The sequence below is a fragment of the Martinezella calliandrae genome (assembly GCF_030272695.1).
In the GTDB taxonomy this organism is placed as follows: Bacteria; Pseudomonadota; Alphaproteobacteria; order Rhizobiales; family Rhizobiaceae; genus Rhizobium; species Rhizobium calliandrae.
Genome location: NZ_JARFYN010000070.1, coordinates 15,338 through 32,924, shown reverse-complemented (window position 1 = coordinate 32,924; position 17,587 = coordinate 15,338). Strand labels below are relative to the sequence as shown.

Annotated in this window: 14 protein-coding genes and 1 pseudogene; all 15 read right to left on the bottom strand. The window is 61.1% G+C overall.

The features are described 5' to 3' along the window. A pseudogene (locus PY650_RS32020) lies at positions 1 to 114 on the bottom strand (electron transfer flavoprotein subunit beta/FixA family protein); the annotation flags it as partial. Positions 115 to 333: 219 nt separating this feature from the next. Beyond that, positions 334 to 2,103, bottom strand: coding sequence for an acyl-CoA dehydrogenase C-terminal domain-containing protein (locus PY650_RS32015; RefSeq protein WP_285883927.1), 1,770 nt, complete (start codon positions 2,101 to 2,103; stop codon positions 334 to 336). 19 nt (positions 2,104 to 2,122) lie between these two features. Continuing rightward, the gene (locus tag PY650_RS32010; protein WP_285883925.1) at positions 2,123 to 4,420 is read right to left on the bottom strand and encodes a 3-hydroxyacyl-CoA dehydrogenase/enoyl-CoA hydratase family protein; all 2,298 of its coding nucleotides are present in this window, start codon (positions 4,418 to 4,420) and stop codon (positions 2,123 to 2,125) included. A 2-nt stretch (positions 4,421 to 4,422) separates the two neighbouring features. Next, positions 4,423 to 5,544 carry a thiolase family protein gene (locus PY650_RS32005; RefSeq protein WP_285883923.1) on the bottom strand — a complete coding sequence of 374 codons (1,122 nt, stop codon included), beginning with the start codon at positions 5,542 to 5,544 and terminating at the stop codon, positions 4,423 to 4,425. Positions 5,545 to 5,758: 214 nt separating this feature from the next. Further along, entirely contained in the window at positions 5,759 to 6,373 is a 615-nt protein-coding gene (locus PY650_RS32000; protein WP_285883921.1) for a glutathione S-transferase family protein, read from the bottom strand. A 40-nt stretch (positions 6,374 to 6,413) separates the two neighbouring features. After that, complete coding sequence (locus PY650_RS31995) at positions 6,414 to 7,313, bottom strand: VOC family protein (protein WP_285883919.1); 900 nt, start codon at positions 7,311 to 7,313, stop codon at positions 6,414 to 6,416. Between the two features lie 130 nt (positions 7,314 to 7,443). Beyond that, positions 7,444 to 8,508, bottom strand: coding sequence for an OmpP1/FadL family transporter (locus PY650_RS31990; RefSeq protein WP_285883918.1), 1,065 nt, complete (start codon positions 8,506 to 8,508; stop codon positions 7,444 to 7,446). A gap of 196 nt (positions 8,509 to 8,704) precedes the next feature. Then, the gene (locus tag PY650_RS31985; protein WP_285883916.1) at positions 8,705 to 9,661 is read right to left on the bottom strand and encodes a fumarylacetoacetate hydrolase family protein; all 957 of its coding nucleotides are present in this window, start codon (positions 9,659 to 9,661) and stop codon (positions 8,705 to 8,707) included. 78 nt (positions 9,662 to 9,739) lie between these two features. After that, the gene (locus tag PY650_RS31980; RefSeq protein WP_285883914.1) at positions 9,740 to 10,417 is read right to left on the bottom strand and encodes a VOC family protein; all 678 of its coding nucleotides are present in this window, start codon (positions 10,415 to 10,417) and stop codon (positions 9,740 to 9,742) included. Further along, positions 10,414 to 10,848, bottom strand: coding sequence for a VOC family protein (locus PY650_RS31975; RefSeq protein WP_285883912.1), 435 nt, complete (start codon positions 10,846 to 10,848; stop codon positions 10,414 to 10,416). Before PY650_RS31975 ends, PY650_RS31980 begins: the two co-directional genes overlap by 4 nt. A gap of 106 nt (positions 10,849 to 10,954) precedes the next feature. Beyond that, positions 10,955 to 12,865 (bottom strand): acyl-CoA synthetase, encoded by a 1,911-nt coding sequence (locus PY650_RS31970; protein WP_285883910.1) that lies wholly within the window; start codon positions 12,863 to 12,865, stop codon positions 10,955 to 10,957. A 1-nt stretch (position 12,866) separates the two neighbouring features. Continuing rightward, positions 12,867 to 13,073 carry a hypothetical protein gene (locus PY650_RS31965; protein WP_285883908.1) on the bottom strand — a complete coding sequence of 69 codons (207 nt, stop codon included), beginning with the start codon at positions 13,071 to 13,073 and terminating at the stop codon, positions 12,867 to 12,869. Continuing rightward, a complete protein-coding gene (locus tag PY650_RS31960) occupies positions 13,063 to 13,341 on the bottom strand; it encodes a hypothetical protein (RefSeq protein ID WP_285883906.1) in 279 nt (92 codons plus the stop codon). The genes PY650_RS31965 and PY650_RS31960 overlap by 11 nt, the downstream gene beginning before the upstream one ends. Further along, entirely contained in the window at positions 13,334 to 14,209 is an 876-nt protein-coding gene (locus PY650_RS31955; protein ID WP_285883904.1) for a 4Fe-4S dicluster domain-containing protein, read from the bottom strand. The genes PY650_RS31960 and PY650_RS31955 overlap by 8 nt, the downstream gene beginning before the upstream one ends. A gap of 9 nt (positions 14,210 to 14,218) precedes the next feature. Beyond that, the gene (locus PY650_RS31950; protein WP_285883902.1) at positions 14,219 to 17,200 is read right to left on the bottom strand and encodes a molybdopterin-dependent oxidoreductase; all 2,982 of its coding nucleotides are present in this window, start codon (positions 17,198 to 17,200) and stop codon (positions 14,219 to 14,221) included. Positions 17,201 to 17,587: the final 387 nt, after the last annotated feature.

Here is a 17,587-nt window from a genome sequence, read left to right as displayed (position 1 = left end):
GAACGGGTTCATCGACATCTTGACGTTCGCAAGCTCGACGCCCGACCCATCCGGCTTCACGCGTATCTTGACGTTGTAATCAACAACCCGCTTCACGGGCACGAGAATCTTCATGGAAACCTTCCTTCGATAGATGTCGAAACGACAGGGGCTTTACAACGCTACCGCAAAACATGATTCACGAGCTACGTCAGGCGATGATCTGGCGTACGTGTAGTGATGGATTGGGCCTTGCCTGCGTGATAGTCAGCTCATGACGCTGGATCGATGACACAAGCAGTGGCGCATTCATCATGATGCCGAGCATATCTTCTCCTTCCAGGAACGGTTCAATCAGAACAGGTCGGCATCGAGTGCCATCACCGTGGCCGCGCCGCTGCGGATCGCCGTATCGAGCGCCGCCGTCTGCGGCAGCAGGCGCGAGGCGAAGAAGCGGGCAAGCGAGAGCTTGCGCTGCTTCAGCGAACTGCTCGCACCTGCAGAGGCTGCAGCTTTCGAGGCCATGCGCACCCAAAGCCAGCCGAATGATACGAGCGCGAAAAAGCGGAGGTAGTCGGTGGCGGCCGCTCCGGCCTCTTCTAGATCGGCATCTTTGGCCAACAGGTATTCGGTCAGCTTTTCCAACCGGGCAAGGGCCTCACCGACAGCGGCGGTCACCATCTCGAGTTCGGCCGGTACCGTGGTTGCCGTCAGATCCTCACGAATGAGTTTGAAGAAGCGGCGCGGCAGGTCCCCATCTTCCATCGGCAGCTTGCGTCCGACTAGGTCCATGGCCTGCACGCCGTTGGTGCCTTCGTAGATTTGGGTGATGCGAGCGTCGCGGACATACTGCTCCATGCCCCATTCGCGGATATAGCCATGACCGCCAAACACCTGTTGCGACAGGACGGCCGTCTCGAAACCGAAGTCGGTAAATGCAGCTTTGATTACGGGTGTCAGTAGCGCCACGAATCCGCAGGCGCTTTGGCGAACCGTCACATCGGGATGTCGCGCGCCGATGTCCATCTGCATGGCGGTCCAAACTCCGAGCGCCCGGCCCGCATCCGCCATTGCGCGGCCGGTGAGTAGCAACTTTCGCACGTCGGCATGATCGATGATCGGTACAGGACCGCATCCGCCGTCAGCGGAACGGCCTTGGAGCCGCTCGCGGGCATAGGCGACGGCCTTCTGATTGGCGGCTTCACCGATGCCGAGGCCCTGAACGCCGACGAAGAGGCGCTCGGCGTTCATCATCGTAAACATTGCGTTGAGGCCGCGCCCCGGTTCGCCGACCAGCCAGCCGATAGCGCCGTCATAGTTCATGACGCAAGTAGGCTGGGCATGGATGCCCATCTTGTGCTCCAGGGACCCGACCGACATGCGGTTGCGTTCGCCAAGCGAGCCGTCCTCGTTGACGAGGAACTTGGGCGCGAGGAAGAGGCTAATGCCCTTCACGCCCTTCGGCGCATCGGGCAGGCGGGCGAGGACGAGATGTACGATATTGCCACCGAAATCCTGGTCCCCCGAGGAGATGAAGATCTTCGTGCCCCTGATGGCATATGAGCCGTTGTCCAGCGGCTCGGCACGGCTGGTGAGCAGGCCGAGGTCGGTTCCAGCCGAGGATTCTGTCAGAGCCATGGCGCCGGTCCATTCTCCGGAGATCATCTTAGGCAGATACTTCTGCTTCAGTTCCTCGCTGCCGTGGTGGGCGATCGCCTCGACCGCGCCACGTGTAAGGCCGGGGAACAGACCGAAGGAGAGGTTTGCCGAGGACAACATCTCGTCAAACAGGATCTGCAGCGCGCGCGGCAGGCCCTGGCCGCCGAATTCGGGAGCGCCGGAAAGCCCGCCCCAGCCAGCCTCGACAAACGCCCGGTATGCATCGGCAAAGCCCTTCGGTGTGGTTACCAGGCCGTTTTCAAGATGGCAGCCTTCCTCGTCGCCGAGGCGGTTGAGCGGTTCGAGCACTTCGGCGCAGAACTTGCCGGCCTCCTCGAGCACACTCGTCGCCAGGTCGGCGTCGACTTCCTCAAAGCCGGGAAGGGCTGCCATGTGCGCGTTGAAGTCGAAAACCTCGCCGAGCAGGAATGATACGTCTTCGATAGGGGGAATGTAGCCAGCCATGGGTTTCCTTGCCTCTTGTTCAGTTGCGCAGCGGCTTGCCGGTCGCAAGCATATGCTTGACGCGATCCCGGGTTGCGGGCGTTGCGAATAGTTCGATGAAGGCATCGCGCTCCAGGGCGATGACCTCGTCTTCGGTGAGCGGTTTGAGGGGATCGGCGGAGGGGCCGCCAGTCAGCACTTTGGCGAGCGCGCGGCCCACCACGCGGTCATGGGCGGTGATGCGTCCGGCCAGCGCTTCGCCTTCGACGATGTTGTGGATCGCGCATGTCCCGGAGGGTCCGGACGTGACCATCGAGGGGGCTTCCGGCGCGACATAGTTTTCCGCCAGAGCCAGCGCCTTGGCCTTCGCGTCAGCGAGGAGTCGGCTGCGGTTCATCGTGATGCCGTCGGATGGCTTGAGGAAGCCGAGCTTTCTGGCCTCGAAGGCACTCGCCGACGTTTTGGCTGCGGCGATCAGGTTGAAGGCCGCTATCGCCGGAGCGATGGGCCCGCGCGCGGCGGCCGTGGAAGCCGACATGCGCAGCATCAATTCCTTGCATCCGCCCCAGCCCGGAATGAGGCCGATGCGTGTTTCCACAAGACCGATCGAAAGCTCGGAATGGGCCTGGACGGCGTCGCAATGCAACAGGATCTCGAAGCCGCCGCCGAGCGCCAGACCGGCCGCCGCACCGACGACGGGGAAGGGGGCGTACTTTATCGCCTTGAAGGTGCGATGGCCGAGGTCGATGAAGGCCGGGAGCGCTTCGCTTCCTCCCTTTTCGAACGTTTCGAGGAAGATTCGCAGATCCGCGCCCGCGCTGAACACGGGGGAATCGCTGCCTATGACCAGCGCGCGGAAATCGGCCTTGCAGCGTTCCAGGGTCTTTCCGATCGCATCGAGCAGGGCCGGGCTGCAGGTATTCATCTTGGTGCGGAATTCCAGACAGGCGACGCCGTCGCCGATGTCCCAGAGGTTCGCCGCGTCCCAGGACTCTACCGGCTTCTGGCCGAGCCGAAGGTCGGAGAGAAGAAGCACGCCCTCGTTCTGCGCCACGGGCTCGACCACGCCGTTCGGCAAGAGTTCGCTTCGACGGCCATCGACCACCGAATAGAAGCCGCCCCTTTCCGCGGCGAGCGCCAGATAGGACGGGACGTCGATGCCGCGGGCTTCCAGCCGCGCTTTCAGCCAGCCGGCGCCGAGACGGTCGATCAGTTCGAACGGACCAAGCTTCCAGCCATAGCCGGTGCGCATGGCTTCGTCCACGGCCTCTGGCGTGTCGGCAATTTCCGGCGCCAGCGAGGCGGCATAAGCGAGAGACTTTTCCATGACCATCGCCGCATAACGCCCGCCGAGACCGGGATGCTCCATCAGCGTGCGCGGATCGCCGCCCGAGGCATCGAGGCTTTCGGAGAAAACCGGCTTCTGCGGACGGTACACGCCGGTCCTCAGGTCCGTCACATCGCGAAACTTGCGGTCGGGCGAAAGGCGCACGAAACCGGCGCCGCTTTTGCGGCCGAGGCGATTTTCGGCGATCATGCGGGCGATTAGCGCCGGCTCTGCGTCATAATCCTTTACCGCATCGCGGGGCGGCGTTGCGTTCTGAAGGCTCCGGATGATGGTCGGCATCAGGTCGATGCCAACGAGGTCCAGAAGGCCGAAGATGCCGGTGGAGGGGATGCCGAAGGGCTTGCCGATGATTGCGTCCGCTTCCTCGACGTCAAGGCCAAGGGCGATCGCCTCGTTCTGCGCAACCAGCATCCAGTAATTGCCGATGCGGTTGCCGATAAAGCCGGGTGTATCCTTGCAGGTGACAACGCTCTTGCCGAGTTCGCGGTCGGCGAAGTCGCGGATGGTGGCGGTTACATAGGGTCTGGTCGCATGGCCCGACACCAGCTCGAGGAGCCGCATGATGCGCGGAGGATTGAAGAAGTGGGTGATCAGGAAGTCCGCTGCAAAACCCTCCGGCAGGCCCGCGGTCAACGTTTGAAGGGGAATGGTCGAGGTGTTCGAGGAGACGATCGAACCGGCCTTCCGCAGCCCGTCGATGACACGATAGAGAGCCTGCTTGATGTCGATCTTCTCGGCGACAGCCTCGATGATCCAGTCCGCATCCGCGACAAGCCCGAGATCGTCAGTGGTCGAGCCGGTGCGGATACGTTCGGCAAAGGCGGGGTCCATGAAGCCGCCAGCTTTAAGCTGGCGCGCCACGCCGCCTTCGGCAAATTTCTTCTCGATGTCGAGCAGTACGACGTCGAGCCCCGCATTGGCGAGATGGGCGGCAATGCCTGAGCCCATCACGCCCGCGCCGATGACGGCAGCCTTCTTGATCGTGCCCATGATTACGCCGCCTCCAGTACCATGGCGATGCCCTGACCGCCGCCGATGCACTGGGTGGCGAGCGCATGGCGGCCGCCGTCCCGTTTCAGAAGGAGGGACGCCTTGCCGACGAGGCGCGCGCCTGTCGCGCCGAGCGGATGACCGAGCGCGATCGCGCCGCCATCGCGGTTGAGGCGAGCCGGGTCGATGTCGAGATCGCGGCAGCAGGCGAGCACCTGAACGGCGAAGGCCTCGTTCATTTCGATCACGTCGAGGCCGGCAGCGGAAATGCCGGCGCGTTTCAGCGCCTTCCGGCTCGCCTCCACTGGCCCGATGCCCATGATCTCCGGGGCGCAGCCGGAAATCGCATAACTCGAAATACGGGCGAGCGGAGCGAGATTGTGGCGCTTCACGAAGGCTTCCGAGCAGACGAGCGTGGCGGATGCGCCGTCGGTTAGGGGAGAGGAATTTCCCGCCGTGACCGAGCCGCCAGCCTTGAAGGCGGCCTTCAGGCACGCGAGCTTTTCCGCGTCTGTCGCGCGCGGGCAACCGTCAGCGGTCAGATCCCCCACCGGCGTGATTTCGGCGGCAAGCCGCCCGTCGGCGCGGGCTGCGATAGTCTTGATCTGGCTCTCCAGCGAATAGGCGTCCTGCTCCGCGCGCGAAATGCTGTAGCGGTCAGCAAGATTCTCGGCGGTCAGGCCCATGTTGAGGAAGGCGATGCGCTGAGCGTCGCTCCAGGCCGGGTTCGGCAGGGGGTTGAAACCCATCATGGGCACGCGGCTCATGCTCTCGACCCCGCCGGCGACAAACGCCTCGCCCGCGCCCATGGCAATCGCGCCAGCCGCCATCTGGACCGCCTGCATGGATGAGCCGCACCAGCGGTTGACCGTTGAGCCGCCGACCGACTGCGGCAGGCCCACGATAAGGGCCGCGCAACGGGCGATGTTGAAGCCCTGTTCGCCTTCCGGAAAGGCGCATCCGAGGTTGACGTCCTCGATTTCCGCCGGATCAATACCAGAGCGGCCGACCAGCGCCTTAATGACGCTTGCCGCCAGATCGTCCGGGCGGACGCCGGCAAGCGCGCCGCGATAGGCGGGTGCAAAGGGGCTGCGCAGGTAGTCCACGATGTAGATTGCGGTCATAGCTCGTTTCCTGTGTGTGACGAACGCGTCGCATGCGGGGATACTTGGGCCGCCGCCGTTGGGCAGGACCCAGATGGAGTTATGCGGCGGACGTTGATGCCGCAGGTATTGCAGTTAACGCCGCTCTGCCGGCTCGAGGCCAAAGCGAGAAGCATCGATAGGCGTCAGCGACCACTCTTCGATGCCGCCGGACCCCCATTCCTTTGGGACGACGTTAACTGGGGGACGCGTCGATTGCTCGGACCACGCTCGGGCGTTTCAGCATTTGGTTGTAGAAAGCGCGCAGCGCGGCGGGGAGATCGATGTTCAGAGTTTTGGCCCAGTATGTGACGTAAAACAGCGCAGCATCGGCCACACCGGGCCGAGAGCCCGAGAGCCAAGGGGCCTCGCCCAATAGAGTGGAGACATGGTGCAGACCGTCTGTCGCCACCCGTAATCCATGGGCGCGCAACTCTTCCTGAGCGGATGGCGTCGAAACGAATTTGCGAGGCATAAGGGCCAATGCAAAACCGCGCATGTGAACCGTGCCCACAATGAACTCCATTGCCTCGATCACTTGCGCCGCGGCGTCTGGGTCGTTAGGGACGAGCCCAGCTTCTGGAAAGCGCCACGCAAGCCAGAGTGCGATAGCCTGGAACTCGGTCAATACCGTCCCGTCGTCGCGCAGTAGAGCGGGCACCTTGCCCTTGGGATTGACGGCCAGGAAAGCGGCGTCGCGCTGTTGCCCAGATGACAGATCGATCGTGGCGACTTGGTGCGGAACGCCGATCTCCTCGAGAAGGATTCGGATCCCCAGCGAACAGGCTCGGGGAGCGTGAAAGAGTTGCATAAATCTGACCTTTGATTCTGAAGCTGACTTGATCGACGTCTCAGGCCTGCGCGAGGCTGAAGGCGAACTCGGTTTCCCAGGCAGCGAGTTCCGTAAGCCTCCACTCGCGCGGAGTCATAGGATAGTGCCCGTGCCAAGGACGCGCTTCGCACATGTTCAGTTCCGGGATGAATACGTCCATGTCGGTATAGAGTTCGATCAGCACCTGATCGGGGTCGTAGTGATAGCCGGCAATGTTGTGACCGGCGGTATGGCGTGACGGGCCCCATTTTACCGGAATACCGCGCTCGGCCAGCAAGTCGCACGCCATAGGGTGGCTGGCATTGCCCTTGAGCTGGAAGGCGATGTGGTGGACCCGGTTGTCCGGCATCGTCACCAGGTTGACGACATGGTGTTCTCGGTTACACGTGATGAAGTTAGAGATGCCGGCGATCGTGTCGGTGAACCAGAAGCCCAGAAAGTCCATGAAAAAAGTCTTCAGCTTCGCGCCTTCCGGCGAGATTACCGCCACATGCCCGAGCCGGAGCGGCGACACGCCGGTGCGCTTGAAGCCGGGTGCAGGAGCATCGATGTCGGTATAGAGTTGGAGCGTGGTACCTGGCACCGGCTCGACTTCGACCAGCTCGCGGATCCCTGGCTGGCTATCGGACTTGATCTGAGCGCTCAGGCCGAAAGCGCCGAGTTCCCCTAAAAGCTCCTTCAGATCAGTGCCGGGATTGAGCTGGAAGCCGAGATGGCCCATCGCCTTCCGCTTGGCCTGACGCAGGACGATGTTGTGGTGTTCATATCCAATAGACAGATAGCTTTCTCCCTCATGACCGGTTGCGGTTTCCGTCATGCCGATCGCTTCTGCGTAGTGATCCTTGGCGCGCACGATATCGGGCGTTTCCAAAGCCAAATATCCCAGTTGGAACACTCTCGGGGCGAATTGTTTCTGCATAGTTTTCTCCATTCATGTCTGGTGGTGTCTGGGTGCCGGACTATGGCCGTCCAGACGATATGGAAGCCTGCCGATGCCCACTCACGAGCAACCGCGATGCTTGGCGCTCGAGGCCTTTCCAGAAGCCCGGTCAAAACGAATACCCGACCTTGATGGCAGCGCTGACCACATCATTGTCCGTGAAGTTACCGAATGAACCCGAAGCGTCACCGAACTGGTAATACGAGACAGCGGTCGTCACTTTCACTTTGTCTTTCGTGTAGATCGCGCCAAGCGTCGCCCCCCACAAACCGTCTGTTGCGTCGATTGGCGCGTCAGCCGATACACCGGTTTCTGGCTCGTAGGTCAGAGCCGTGAAGCCCGCCCAATTCTCGTTGAACATCTGCACGACGCCGAGCCTGTAGGTTGTCGTGTCGTTGAAGTGGGTCAGTGACCCTAGAGGATAACCCGGCGGACTGATTGTGGTTTCGCTCCATTCGGCCCAGCGAACCGTCGCGAAGAGCAGCGTCGAAAGACTGATCGGGGCCTGAAGATCGATGTTCACCGATTGGGGGGTCTCGACGCTCGTCTTCCCCGAGTAAGCGCCGGAAGTGTCCAGATCGTAGTCGATCGCCGAGTTATAGGTGACAGCGATCCGAACATGGGCTTCCGGGATTTCAAAGGCCCCCCCGACCACGTAGCCCGCCGCCCATTTGTCTTCAAATTCAACGTTGGCGAAACCGGCCGGCACGCCGCCTGCAAAGACCGAGACATCAGTGTTGCCGCCGAGACGCTGAAGTCTGGGGCCGCCGAAGACACTGAAACGATCCGTGAGCTTGTAGCGCAACAAGCCTGTGACCGCGAACGACTTGACTTCTCCCGAAAGCCCGGACAGCGGGCCGCTATTGTACTCGAGGTCACGCCCGTAGGGATTGTCTACAATGACCGCTCCCGAAAATTGCTCGTTGATATCAGCCTTGAAGGCGCCGTTGTAAAATGGAAACGTGGGCGCCGTATCGCCCGAAGCAAACGGGGGGCCGACGGCAGTGATCCGCCCCTCCACCCTCGGACTGGCAAAACCTAGCCCGAACTCGATGTAGCGTCCTGGCTCGAAAAGGACGTCATTTGGTTGCCCCAGAATATCGAATCCCCCTGCGACCGCGGGTGCCACGAAAAGACAGCTAAAAAGTCCGGTCAACAAATTGATAGCTTTCATGCGGGTCTCCCTCCTCAGAGACGCGTCGCTCGTGCGCGAAGCCCGAGGCAATGGGCATTTCTTGCTGCAGCACCAGCGCCTCGCCTCCATCTAGGTGACTGCTTCAGGGGACCAGGACGTAACACCCTACCCTCCAACTCCCGGTGATCGGGCTATGGTGCGGGCGGCGACGGCGAGTGTCCTGGTCCCGCCGAGGTCACGCGTCCACGATTTCGAGCAGTTGCCTGCCGAAATCGACGGTGCCGTCATCGGTGCGCATTTCGGCACGCACAATGTCGCCGGGCGTGAGGTAACGTGCGTGTGCAGTCGCTTCCTGGATGATCGCATCCTTCCGCTCCGAATCCCTGAGCAGCTTGGTCGCCAGGATTTGGCCGAGAGGGGCGGTCGCTTGCAGGATCACACCGCCCGGCGTTCCGGTCAGGACGAGGTCGCCTGCCGACAGGTCCATCAGGGACGCAATATCGTTGAGGCAGATTTCCGGACGAAAAATGAAGTCACGGGTATGGGCCGACTGCCGCAGTTCGTCGTTCAGCCAGAGACGGATCTCGATCCTGTCGAGCAGATCAGCGACCTCGTCAGTTTCCGGAATAACCAGCCACGGACCACAGGGGCAGAAGGTACGGGCGCTTTTGCCGCGGAACCACTGCAAGAAGGCTTCGCCGAACATGACGTCGCGGGCCGACACGTCGTTGCACAGGACGATTCCGCCGATGAAATCGCCGAGGGTCTCTCGGGTGACGTGATCGCCTGCACCCAGTGGTCGCTTCAGGACAAGCCCGAGTTCCACTTCATAGTCGAGCATCTGACACCCTGCGGGCCGGATCACCGGATCGAATGCTCCCGACAATGATGAGGCGGCCTTCATGAAAAGCAGATTCTTCTGGCGTGGCGCATGCCCCGATTGATCGGCATGATCTGCATAGTTTAGACCTTGGCAAACGATCTGCGCCGGCGCTGTGACGGGGCTCAGAATGTTTGCGGAGCTGATTGGGAGACGTTCAGCGCCAGCCCGTGCCTTGAGCTCAGCAGGAGGAAGGCGCAGAATGTCGGCGGTCGAGGCGAAGGTGCCCTCAAGCGGCGCAATCTCGTCGCCATCCAAAATTCCCCACAGGGGTGCGCCGCCGATCGCATATCGCGTCAGTCTAACTGCCATTTCATTTCCTTTCTTTGGAGGGGCTGCTTCGAAGGCAGCCCGAATGTCCGCTCACAGCCCTTGTGGGCCAGAGCGGGGTCAAGCGCGGTCCTTGCCCTTGAGGTCCCCGTAGCGCGTGCGGTAGTTCTCGATCGTGTCCATCGCGCCGCAGAACTCGACATTGTGCCAGTCGGGATCGTAGAGATAGCAGGCGACGTTGCCACCGGTTTCGCCGTCGCCCAAAGGCGGTTCGCTGTTGTGGCGCACCGGACCGTAGTTCAACTGGAAACCGTCGGCCTGCTGTTGCTTGGCAAAGGCCAGGACATCCTCCAGTTGGTTGCCTTTCACCTCGAGTGCGAAATGGAAGAAGCTCATGCCCGACGGCACAGTGATCCTGCCGGAGGGGTCGTATTCCTCGACGAGCACGAGGCAGTCCTCGTGGTCGGTTGCGCTCAGGTAGCAGCAGCGAATGCACCACCCTTCCTTGAAGGGATGCGGTTCGGGCTCGCCGGTGCGGCTGTGGATCATGCCGGCAACCTTCTCGTACCAGGCTCGGCTTCGCGCGATGTCGCGCACATAGATCGAGAGCTGCCCGATGTGAGAAACGAGCGAAGGCCTGAAGACGCCGTAGTCTTCCGTCTTGTTAGAGAACCGCCGCTTGGTCAGAGTCGGCCACAGCAGCACCATCTCGCGAAACCATTTCCGCTTCAGGAGGCCGGCGAAGCGTAGTTTGAAAGGGGGCAGGACGTTCGGTGGAACGAAAGCGGTGTTGCTCATCTGCTGAACTCCTCAATGATCTCAATCCAGTGCTTGTCTGGGTCCCGGACGCAAAAAGCACGCGATACAGGGTGCGCAGAGCCAAGCATGCGTCCTTCGCGGATCGAGAGGCCCATCTCTCCTGCGCGGCGCCTGATGTCGTCGAATGCCTCTGCGTCCTTCACCGCCAGCGAGAAGTGCAGCATGGAATTGTTATCCATCTTCAGCTTGTGATGCTTCACCAGACAGATGTCGTGATGGTGGAAGCCGAACGAGAAGAAGTGCATTTCCTGCTGCGACAAGCGCATTGCTGCGCTGCTGTCTGGGTGGTTGAGAGCGGAGAACTGCAGGTCGAAGAGCTTGATATAGAAAGCCTTTGAGCGCTCCAGGTCGGTCACGTAGAAGACGTGGTGCTGAAGGTTTGTCACAGGGATTCGAGTTGGAGCATTCATGACTGGTTTCCTGACTGAGTGTTTGCCCAAGAGAGTGCTGGCGCCCCGTTCTCCTGGCGGGCAAGATTGATCGCCATGATCGACGTCCTCTTCTTCTTGCTGATTTTCAAAGGAACTGTGCCTTAAAGGCATAGCGACCCAGTTTTTCGCGCAGTGGGCCGGAATTCCCCTCGCATGCAATTCTCGCTAAGAGTCCGAACCGGGCGTCTTGAACGACCGAAAGCGATTTAAGATTCACGCCGGCCGATGCCGCGTCCTGGCGCACGACATCCTCAATCTCCAGCATCGACAATGCTGGTTTGAAAATCTTGCCGACGGATGTGACGGGCAGCGCGGCCAGAATCCGGATTGATTTGGGTTGTGCGGCGCGCTCTGGAATACGGCGGACAGCGTGAGCAAGCAGGTCCGCCTCCGATGCCGTCTTCCCCGGCTTCAACTGAACGTAGAGGACTGGCAGTTCTCCGGCGCGCTCATCGGGCCGTCCAACCGCTGCGGCAAGTTGCACCGCCGGGTGATCCTGCACTGCATTTTCGATCAGCTTGGGATCGATGTTGTGGCCGGCCCGGATGATGAGCTCCTTCTTGCGACCCGTCAGCCAGAAATAGCCGTCCGCATCCTGGCGGGCGAGATCGCCGGTGTTCATCCACCGCTCGCCGTCGATCTCGAGCCAGAGGCCCTTGTTGTGTTCGGCATTGATATAGCCGGCGAAGACGTTCGGCCCATGGATCGCGAGCACGCCGACCTCTTCCGTTCCGGCGAATCCGGTGACGCCGCCGGAATCGTCAAGTCTGACCACCGCCATTTGCTGGTAGGGGAGGCGCAGGCCGATAGAGCCGATGCGTCGCTCGCCCTCGGGAGGATTGATACTGGAAACACAGGCGCCTTCCGTCAGGCCGTAGGCCTCTAGAATGCGAATTCCCGTTGCCTTTTCGAAATTGTGGAACAGTTCCACGGGCATCGGTGCGGCGCCGCAAAAACCGTAGCGAACGCTCGAAATGTCGCGGCCGTCGACCGGCACCTGCAGCAGTGCGGAATACACAGTCGGAACGCCCGAGAAGGCCACAACGCGATAGTGTTCGACGATCTCCCAGAAGGATGGAACAACGCCCTCGCCGCGATAGCCCTGGTGCGTGCCCACGACCACATGTGCGCCTTGCGCCCAGGGGATTAGGCCCGTCACCAGTTGCCCATTGACGTGAAAGAGCGGCAGGCCGCAGAAGATCGCCTTACCTGGTGCGAAGGCGTCGCCAATGAAGGATCGGCTTGACCAAGTATCGAACACTTCCGAGAAGTGGGTGCGCGCGGCGATCTTGGGCAGCCCAGTCGTGCCGCCTGTGCACAGATAGGAGGAAATGTCTTCAGCCTTGGGCATCTCGAATGTCAACCGGTCTCCAGGTTCTCCGGCCATCTCCTGGCGCAGGCTGAGAACAGGAACGGCGACCCCGTCGAAGACCTGGGGCACGTCGGCGGCGGTATTGCCGAGATAGGGGGCAAGGCTGACAGTCAGAACCCCTCGCAGGTCCGGCACATTCGCCGCGGCCCTGGCCGCCTTCTGCCAGATGTCGGTTCCCGGAAATGGGGCCAGAGTGACGAGCCATTTTGCCCTCCCGGCGACGAGAAGCTCGGAGATCTGTTCCGCTTCAAGAAGTGGATTGATCGCAAAAGCGATGCCCGCTGCCTCGCCCCCCCAGATCACGAAATGCGTTTCCGGCAGGTTTGGAAGCACGAAGGCGACGACGTCCTTGCGACCTATTCCCAATCGCCGTAGAGCATTGGCTGCCCTCGTGATGTCAGCAAGGAGCTCTGCGTGCGTCCAGACGAAGGGATTACGGAAATCGTCGACGCGCAGAAAAAAGGAGAGGGCGGGTTGATCCGGCGCGATAGCGGCGCCGCTTGTCAGCATCTCATAAGTGCTGCCTGGCAAGCAGCGCTCCGAAAGTGGCACCTGCTCGAACACCTCGACATCACGCAGAGCGACAATCGGACGCCCGAAGTCGTAGCGGGTTGTTGCAAGCATGTCATCTTCCTTCCAATAAATCCGCGCTCGCCAACATTGGCAGCGAAGACATCTTAAAATTGTAGTTCGCCGAATTTCCTTTGGTTTGGCCTTCGGGGTTGGAAGCACGAACTGCGCTGCGTTGAATCAGCTCTCCCGCCACGTTTTTTTGCCTTGCGGCGCCAGAAAAACTGCAGCAAGGCTGGTGCTGGCAATCATCATTCAGCATCGGCGGTTCCGTTACAAAGAGGCTCAATACCGAAGGAAATCAGGCTTTCTGACGCGATGAGCGAGCGCCTGAGATCGAAGTTTTTTATAGCTTTCGGCTCAAAGAGTGCGGCCGTTGACACGCAAAAGCACTCCGTCGCCCGCATAATGTCCTGTTGGCGAAATCCCTGGGGGCGGGCGAGAATGCGGGCAGCGTGCGTTCCCTGGCTCTCCTGTCGTCGTGTTCGTCGATCGATCATATCCGAGCGGCACTGATCACCATCAAGCATCGACTCCTCCTCGCGAATCTGCTGCGCCAGAGCGGGTCAACCTTAGCTCTCCCAGATAGATGCCCTCGGACAGGGTGCAGTCGCGCCAGACGCTGCCATAGGCATGGGTTACTTCGACGCGATAGGTGCTCCCATCCCCGGTCAGATTTGTGAAGCGAAAGTCGCCGAAGCCGTCGGTGACGGTCCTCGCAATGCAAGTGCTGCCCTGGCAAAGGGTTACTTCCGCTCCTTCGATGCAATCCACCACCCCGCCAATTTCGGCGCTGACGCTGCCGCCGACGAAGCATGTCTCCCACCTCTCCAAACCCCGGTACCAGACGCGAGGTTTGGTCGCGAGGTTGGGCTTGAGGACCTTAAGTCCTTCGGTTTGTGCCTTCTTCTCCATCGCGGCGTCATCGAGTTTGACCGCCTCGAAGACATCTGTCGGGCAGGACTGTTGACAGCGGGGCCGATCCCACCCCTGATCCAGCAGGTGGGCGTCGAAGAACCATGTTTGTGGTACTTGTTGCTCCTCGTTCCAGACGATTGCGCCATAGGGGCAGGACCGGACGATGTCCTTGCGGCCACGCGATTTCACCGGATCGATCATGACGATGCCATCGTCGCGTTTGCGGATGGCGTCGCCGGCACGGCGAATGCAGGGCGCGTCGTCGCAGTGATTGCACATCACCGGCAGGTAGGTTGTCTCCACCATGGGCGCGCTGCCCTGCGTGCGGCGCAGGATGCGGATGGGGCTATCGCCGACGGCGGGGGCCGGCGCCGAGTAGCCCGCGAACTCGTTTCCGACATGCTCATCCCGGTTGGCGATGACGCAATTGTGGCAGTTCTCGCATCGGCCAACATTGATGATCAGGTTCCACTTGCTCATGGCTTCCTCCTATGCTGCGCGGGCCATCTTGAACGCCTCGGCGTTCCGCCACTTCTCGATTTGCACAAGGCAGGAATTGGGAGCCATGCTGCTGGTTCCGCGGGTCTGCGACCGGTCCGGGGTAAGGATGTTCAGACAGCCGCCGACTTCGACGGTCTCGCCCGCAACGTCGACAAGCTCGAACTCGGCGCTGGCTTCATAGGACTTGACGACGCCTGGGGTCACCAGCGGCGAAATGTCGGCGGCGCAGATCACGGCGCCGCGGTCGTTGAAGATTTTCACCAGGTCGCGATGGTGAATGTCCCGGGCGGCGGCATCGGCTGGGTTAAGCCGCAGCAGCCAAAAGCGATGGCCGGCAATCAGGGCGCGATGGTCTTCCACCTGATTGACCGCGCTGTTCTTGCCATCCATGCTGGTGTGGAAGCTGTAGCGGCTGTGAGTTGCTATCATCTGAAGCGGATAGCGCTCTGTCAGTTCGGTGTTGCGCAGCCCTTCCCAGGAGGGGATGTAACGATTGACCGGTGGCCGGTCTGGATTGTCTGCCGTGTTCCGCTTGAGGATCTCGGGTACGAATTCGAGTTTTCCGCTCGGGGTCTGTAGGCCCATGCCGAACTCTTCGGCATACTGGGATGGCATCGGAGCCGGTTCCGGCAGATCCTTGCGCCTGCCCTCGGCGAACCAGCGCATGTCGACGGGCTGGCGTAGTTCCGGCTTTTCGGGCGGCACGACGTAGTAGCCCTTGCGGCAGAATTTCTTCCAGGAGATTTCGCTGGGCAGATCTGACGAATCGAACACTCGCTTGACCCAATCGAGCTCGCTGCAGCCCTCGGTGAAGACGGCACCCAGGCCCAGCCGGGTCAGGATGGAAGTGAATATCTCATAGTCGGACTTCGATTCGCCCAAGGGCTCGATGCATTTATGCTGGAGGGTGATGACGCGATGATTGACAATGTTGACGCCGTGATGGGCGTAGCCGCCGGAATTCGCCCACTCGCCGATGTCCCAGCGCTCCAGCGAGGTGCAGGCCGGCAGGATGATATCGGCAAACTGAGCCTCGCCCTCCATCCAGATGGACTGGTTCACGACGAACTCGATGCTCTCGTGCCGATAGGCGTCCACCCAGCGTCCCGATCGAGTTACGGTGCTGAGAGACGAGCCGCCGTAGCGGTAAATCATGTGTATCGGCGAGTAGCCCGGCATGGGATAGCTGAAAGGCGCAAACTGGGCCTCCTGGGCCATGCCGTCCCAGAGATAGCCGGTGGCGTGACCGTTGATGATCGCGTCGGGCAATTGCTGGCGCGGAACCATCTGCTTGACGGGATTCATCGTCAGGATGTGCGGCATACGCTGATAGTTGTTAACCGCATTGCCGGTCCACGCCAGGTCGCCGGAAATCCCTCCATCTGCATAGCCCGGAAAATAAAAATGCAGGTCGTGCGGGACACCGATCTGGAGACCGCCGAAATTGATGCCCGGCTTGCCCCAGCCCTGCATCGCCATCATCATGACCATGCAGCGCGCCCATTGCGCACCGGTCGCGCCGCGGCCTGCGCCGCCAAAGCCGGTGCCGGTCATTCCGACAGCTAGATAGACCTTCTTGCCGCCCCACTTGCGGGCCAGGGCGCGCACGTCTCTCGCAGCGATGCCGGTCTCGGCCTCCTGCCATTCGGGCGTCTTGGGGACGCCATCAGTTTCGCCCAGCAGGTACGCCTTCCATTCATCGAAGCCGGTGGTGCGGGTGGCGACGTACGTCTCGTCATAAAGACCTTCCGTAACCCAGACATACATGATCGCCTGGGCCAGAGCCGCATCGGTCTGCGGCCTCACGGGAAACCAGCGTCCGCCCAGCAACTGGGCCGTCGGATTGCAATGCGGGTCAATGTGCACGAACTCGATGCCGAGTTCCTTGGCCCATAAACGACGCGTCGTGCCCTCAAACCCTGCATAGGCTCCGCAGGTGCTTTCGGGATCGCAGGACCAAAAGACGATCATCTCGGCTTCCTTGAGGCAATCCTCCACCCCGCCATAGCCGGCAGGCACCCCGACCCGCATGGAATTGCCGAAATGGTGCATTGCACCCCAATACCAGCCCTCCCAGCTGTCCGGGTTGGCGGCCACGCGCGTGAAGCCGATCAGGTTTGCGAAGCGCATCAACGAACTGAGGTAATAACCCACATTGCCCCACTGGTGGTGGGACGACATGGGGAACGTGATGGAACCGGGCCCGTGGACGCGCTTCTGACGGTTGATCTCCTTGGCGACGATGTCCAGCGCCTCGTCCCAACTGATCCGCTCGTAGCCGGACTTGCCGCGGTTCTGGGGGTTGCGCTCGCCGTTTGGATCGAAATCAACGCGCTTCATCGGGTAAAGGATGCGCTTGTCTGAATAGACCAGGGATTTCATCGTGAGGGCGTGCGGAGCCACCAGAGCCTTGCGGGGCGGACTGAACTTGCGGCCGCGGGCTTCGATCACCCAGGTGGCCGGATCGGTGGCGTCGAACTCGATGGGCGTAACCCTGAGGATGCGGCCGTCCTTGACGTAAACGAACAAGGGGCCGCCGTTGGTGCAGGTGGTGTAGCGGACGCTGCCGTCGGCCATGGGCGTTCCCATGGAGAGGCCCGAGGTCTCGCTCATGTTAAGCGTCTGCGTGAACCAGACCACCGACTCATCCGGTCCGGTGGTTACCACTTTGAAGTTCTTGGCTGCGTGGATGATTTCCAACTGATCGCGGTTGGGCATCAGGAGCTTCAGGGCCGTCGCCGGGTCCTTGAAGGACATGACCACTTCAGACTCGGCCGGCGAACCCGCACGGGAGCGGAATCTACCGCCTCGGATTTCCACAATGCGTCCGATGCTACCGTCCTGGAGGCCGATCCAAGCGACGAGGTCGCGCTGTTTCAGCCGTTCGGCGAACGCCGGGACATGGGAGGCGGTGAGGTTCATCACTTTGGGCAGGGCAAAGAGGATGGTTCTGAGAACCTGCCGGTTCATTCTAGGTCTCATGGCTAACATGTCGTGGCGGTCCGCAAGTCTGAATGTTCGACTTGGAGGTCGGGAAAAAGCGACCCGATCGCGACATCACGCAAGGCTGGCAGCTTCATTCGATGGTTCTCCTCCAAGCCATCTCTCAATATGGACTATAGGTTCAGAATGACCATAAAGTCAATTCGAAATTTGAGAAAGGCGGAAAGGCCATCCACCGGTGTTTGGTCAAAGTGGCCGGTGAGACTGGATTGCGTGCGCGGACGAAGCATTGACGGCACGACCTGCGCCCCTAGAATCTCCAAAGCTTCCCGATTCGATAGGAGACTCGGAGAGAAATGCTGCCGAGGCCGCCTTCCGCTGACCAGACCGATCTGGGGGGCGGGCGAGGCTGAC

What these genes read in the sequence shown, in the direction of transcription:
- PY650_RS32010 (WP_285883925.1), bottom strand. Translation starts at nt 4,420, where the DNA reads ATGGGCACGATCAAGAAGGCTGCCGTCATCGGCGCGGGCGTGATGGGC.
- PY650_RS32005 (WP_285883923.1), bottom strand. Translation starts at nt 5,544, where the DNA reads ATGACCGCAATCTACATCGTGGACTACCTGCGCAGCCCCTTTGCACCC.
- PY650_RS32015 (WP_285883927.1), bottom strand. Translation starts at nt 2,103, where the DNA reads ATGGCTGGCTACATTCCCCCTATCGAAGACGTATCATTCCTGCTCGGC.
- PY650_RS31975 (WP_285883912.1), bottom strand. Translation starts at nt 10,848, where the DNA reads ATGAATGCTCCAACTCGAATCCCTGTGACAAACCTTCAGCACCACGTC.
- PY650_RS31990 (WP_285883918.1), bottom strand. Translation starts at nt 8,508, where the DNA reads ATGAAAGCTATCAATTTGTTGACCGGACTTTTTAGCTGTCTTTTCGTG.
- PY650_RS32000 (WP_285883921.1), bottom strand. Translation starts at nt 6,373, where the DNA reads ATGCAACTCTTTCACGCTCCCCGAGCCTGTTCGCTGGGGATCCGAATC.
- PY650_RS31960 (WP_285883906.1), bottom strand. Translation starts at nt 13,341, where the DNA reads ATGCTTGATGGTGATCAGTGCCGCTCGGATATGATCGATCGACGAACA.
- PY650_RS31955 (WP_285883904.1), bottom strand. Translation starts at nt 14,209, where the DNA reads ATGAGCAAGTGGAACCTGATCATCAATGTTGGCCGATGCGAGAACTGC.
- PY650_RS31965 (WP_285883908.1), bottom strand. Translation starts at nt 13,073, where the DNA reads ATGCTGAATGATGATTGCCAGCACCAGCCTTGCTGCAGTTTTTCTGGC.
- PY650_RS31970 (WP_285883910.1), bottom strand. Translation starts at nt 12,865, where the DNA reads ATGCTTGCAACAACCCGCTACGACTTCGGGCGTCCGATTGTCGCTCTG.
- PY650_RS31995 (WP_285883919.1), bottom strand. Translation starts at nt 7,313, where the DNA reads ATGCAGAAACAATTCGCCCCGAGAGTGTTCCAACTGGGATATTTGGCT.
- PY650_RS31985 (WP_285883916.1), bottom strand. Translation starts at nt 9,661, where the DNA reads ATGGCAGTTAGACTGACGCGATATGCGATCGGCGGCGCACCCCTGTGG.
- PY650_RS31950 (WP_285883902.1), bottom strand. Translation starts at nt 17,200, where the DNA reads ATGAACCGGCAGGTTCTCAGAACCATCCTCTTTGCCCTGCCCAAAGTG.
- PY650_RS31980 (WP_285883914.1), bottom strand. Translation starts at nt 10,417, where the DNA reads ATGAGCAACACCGCTTTCGTTCCACCGAACGTCCTGCCCCCTTTCAAA.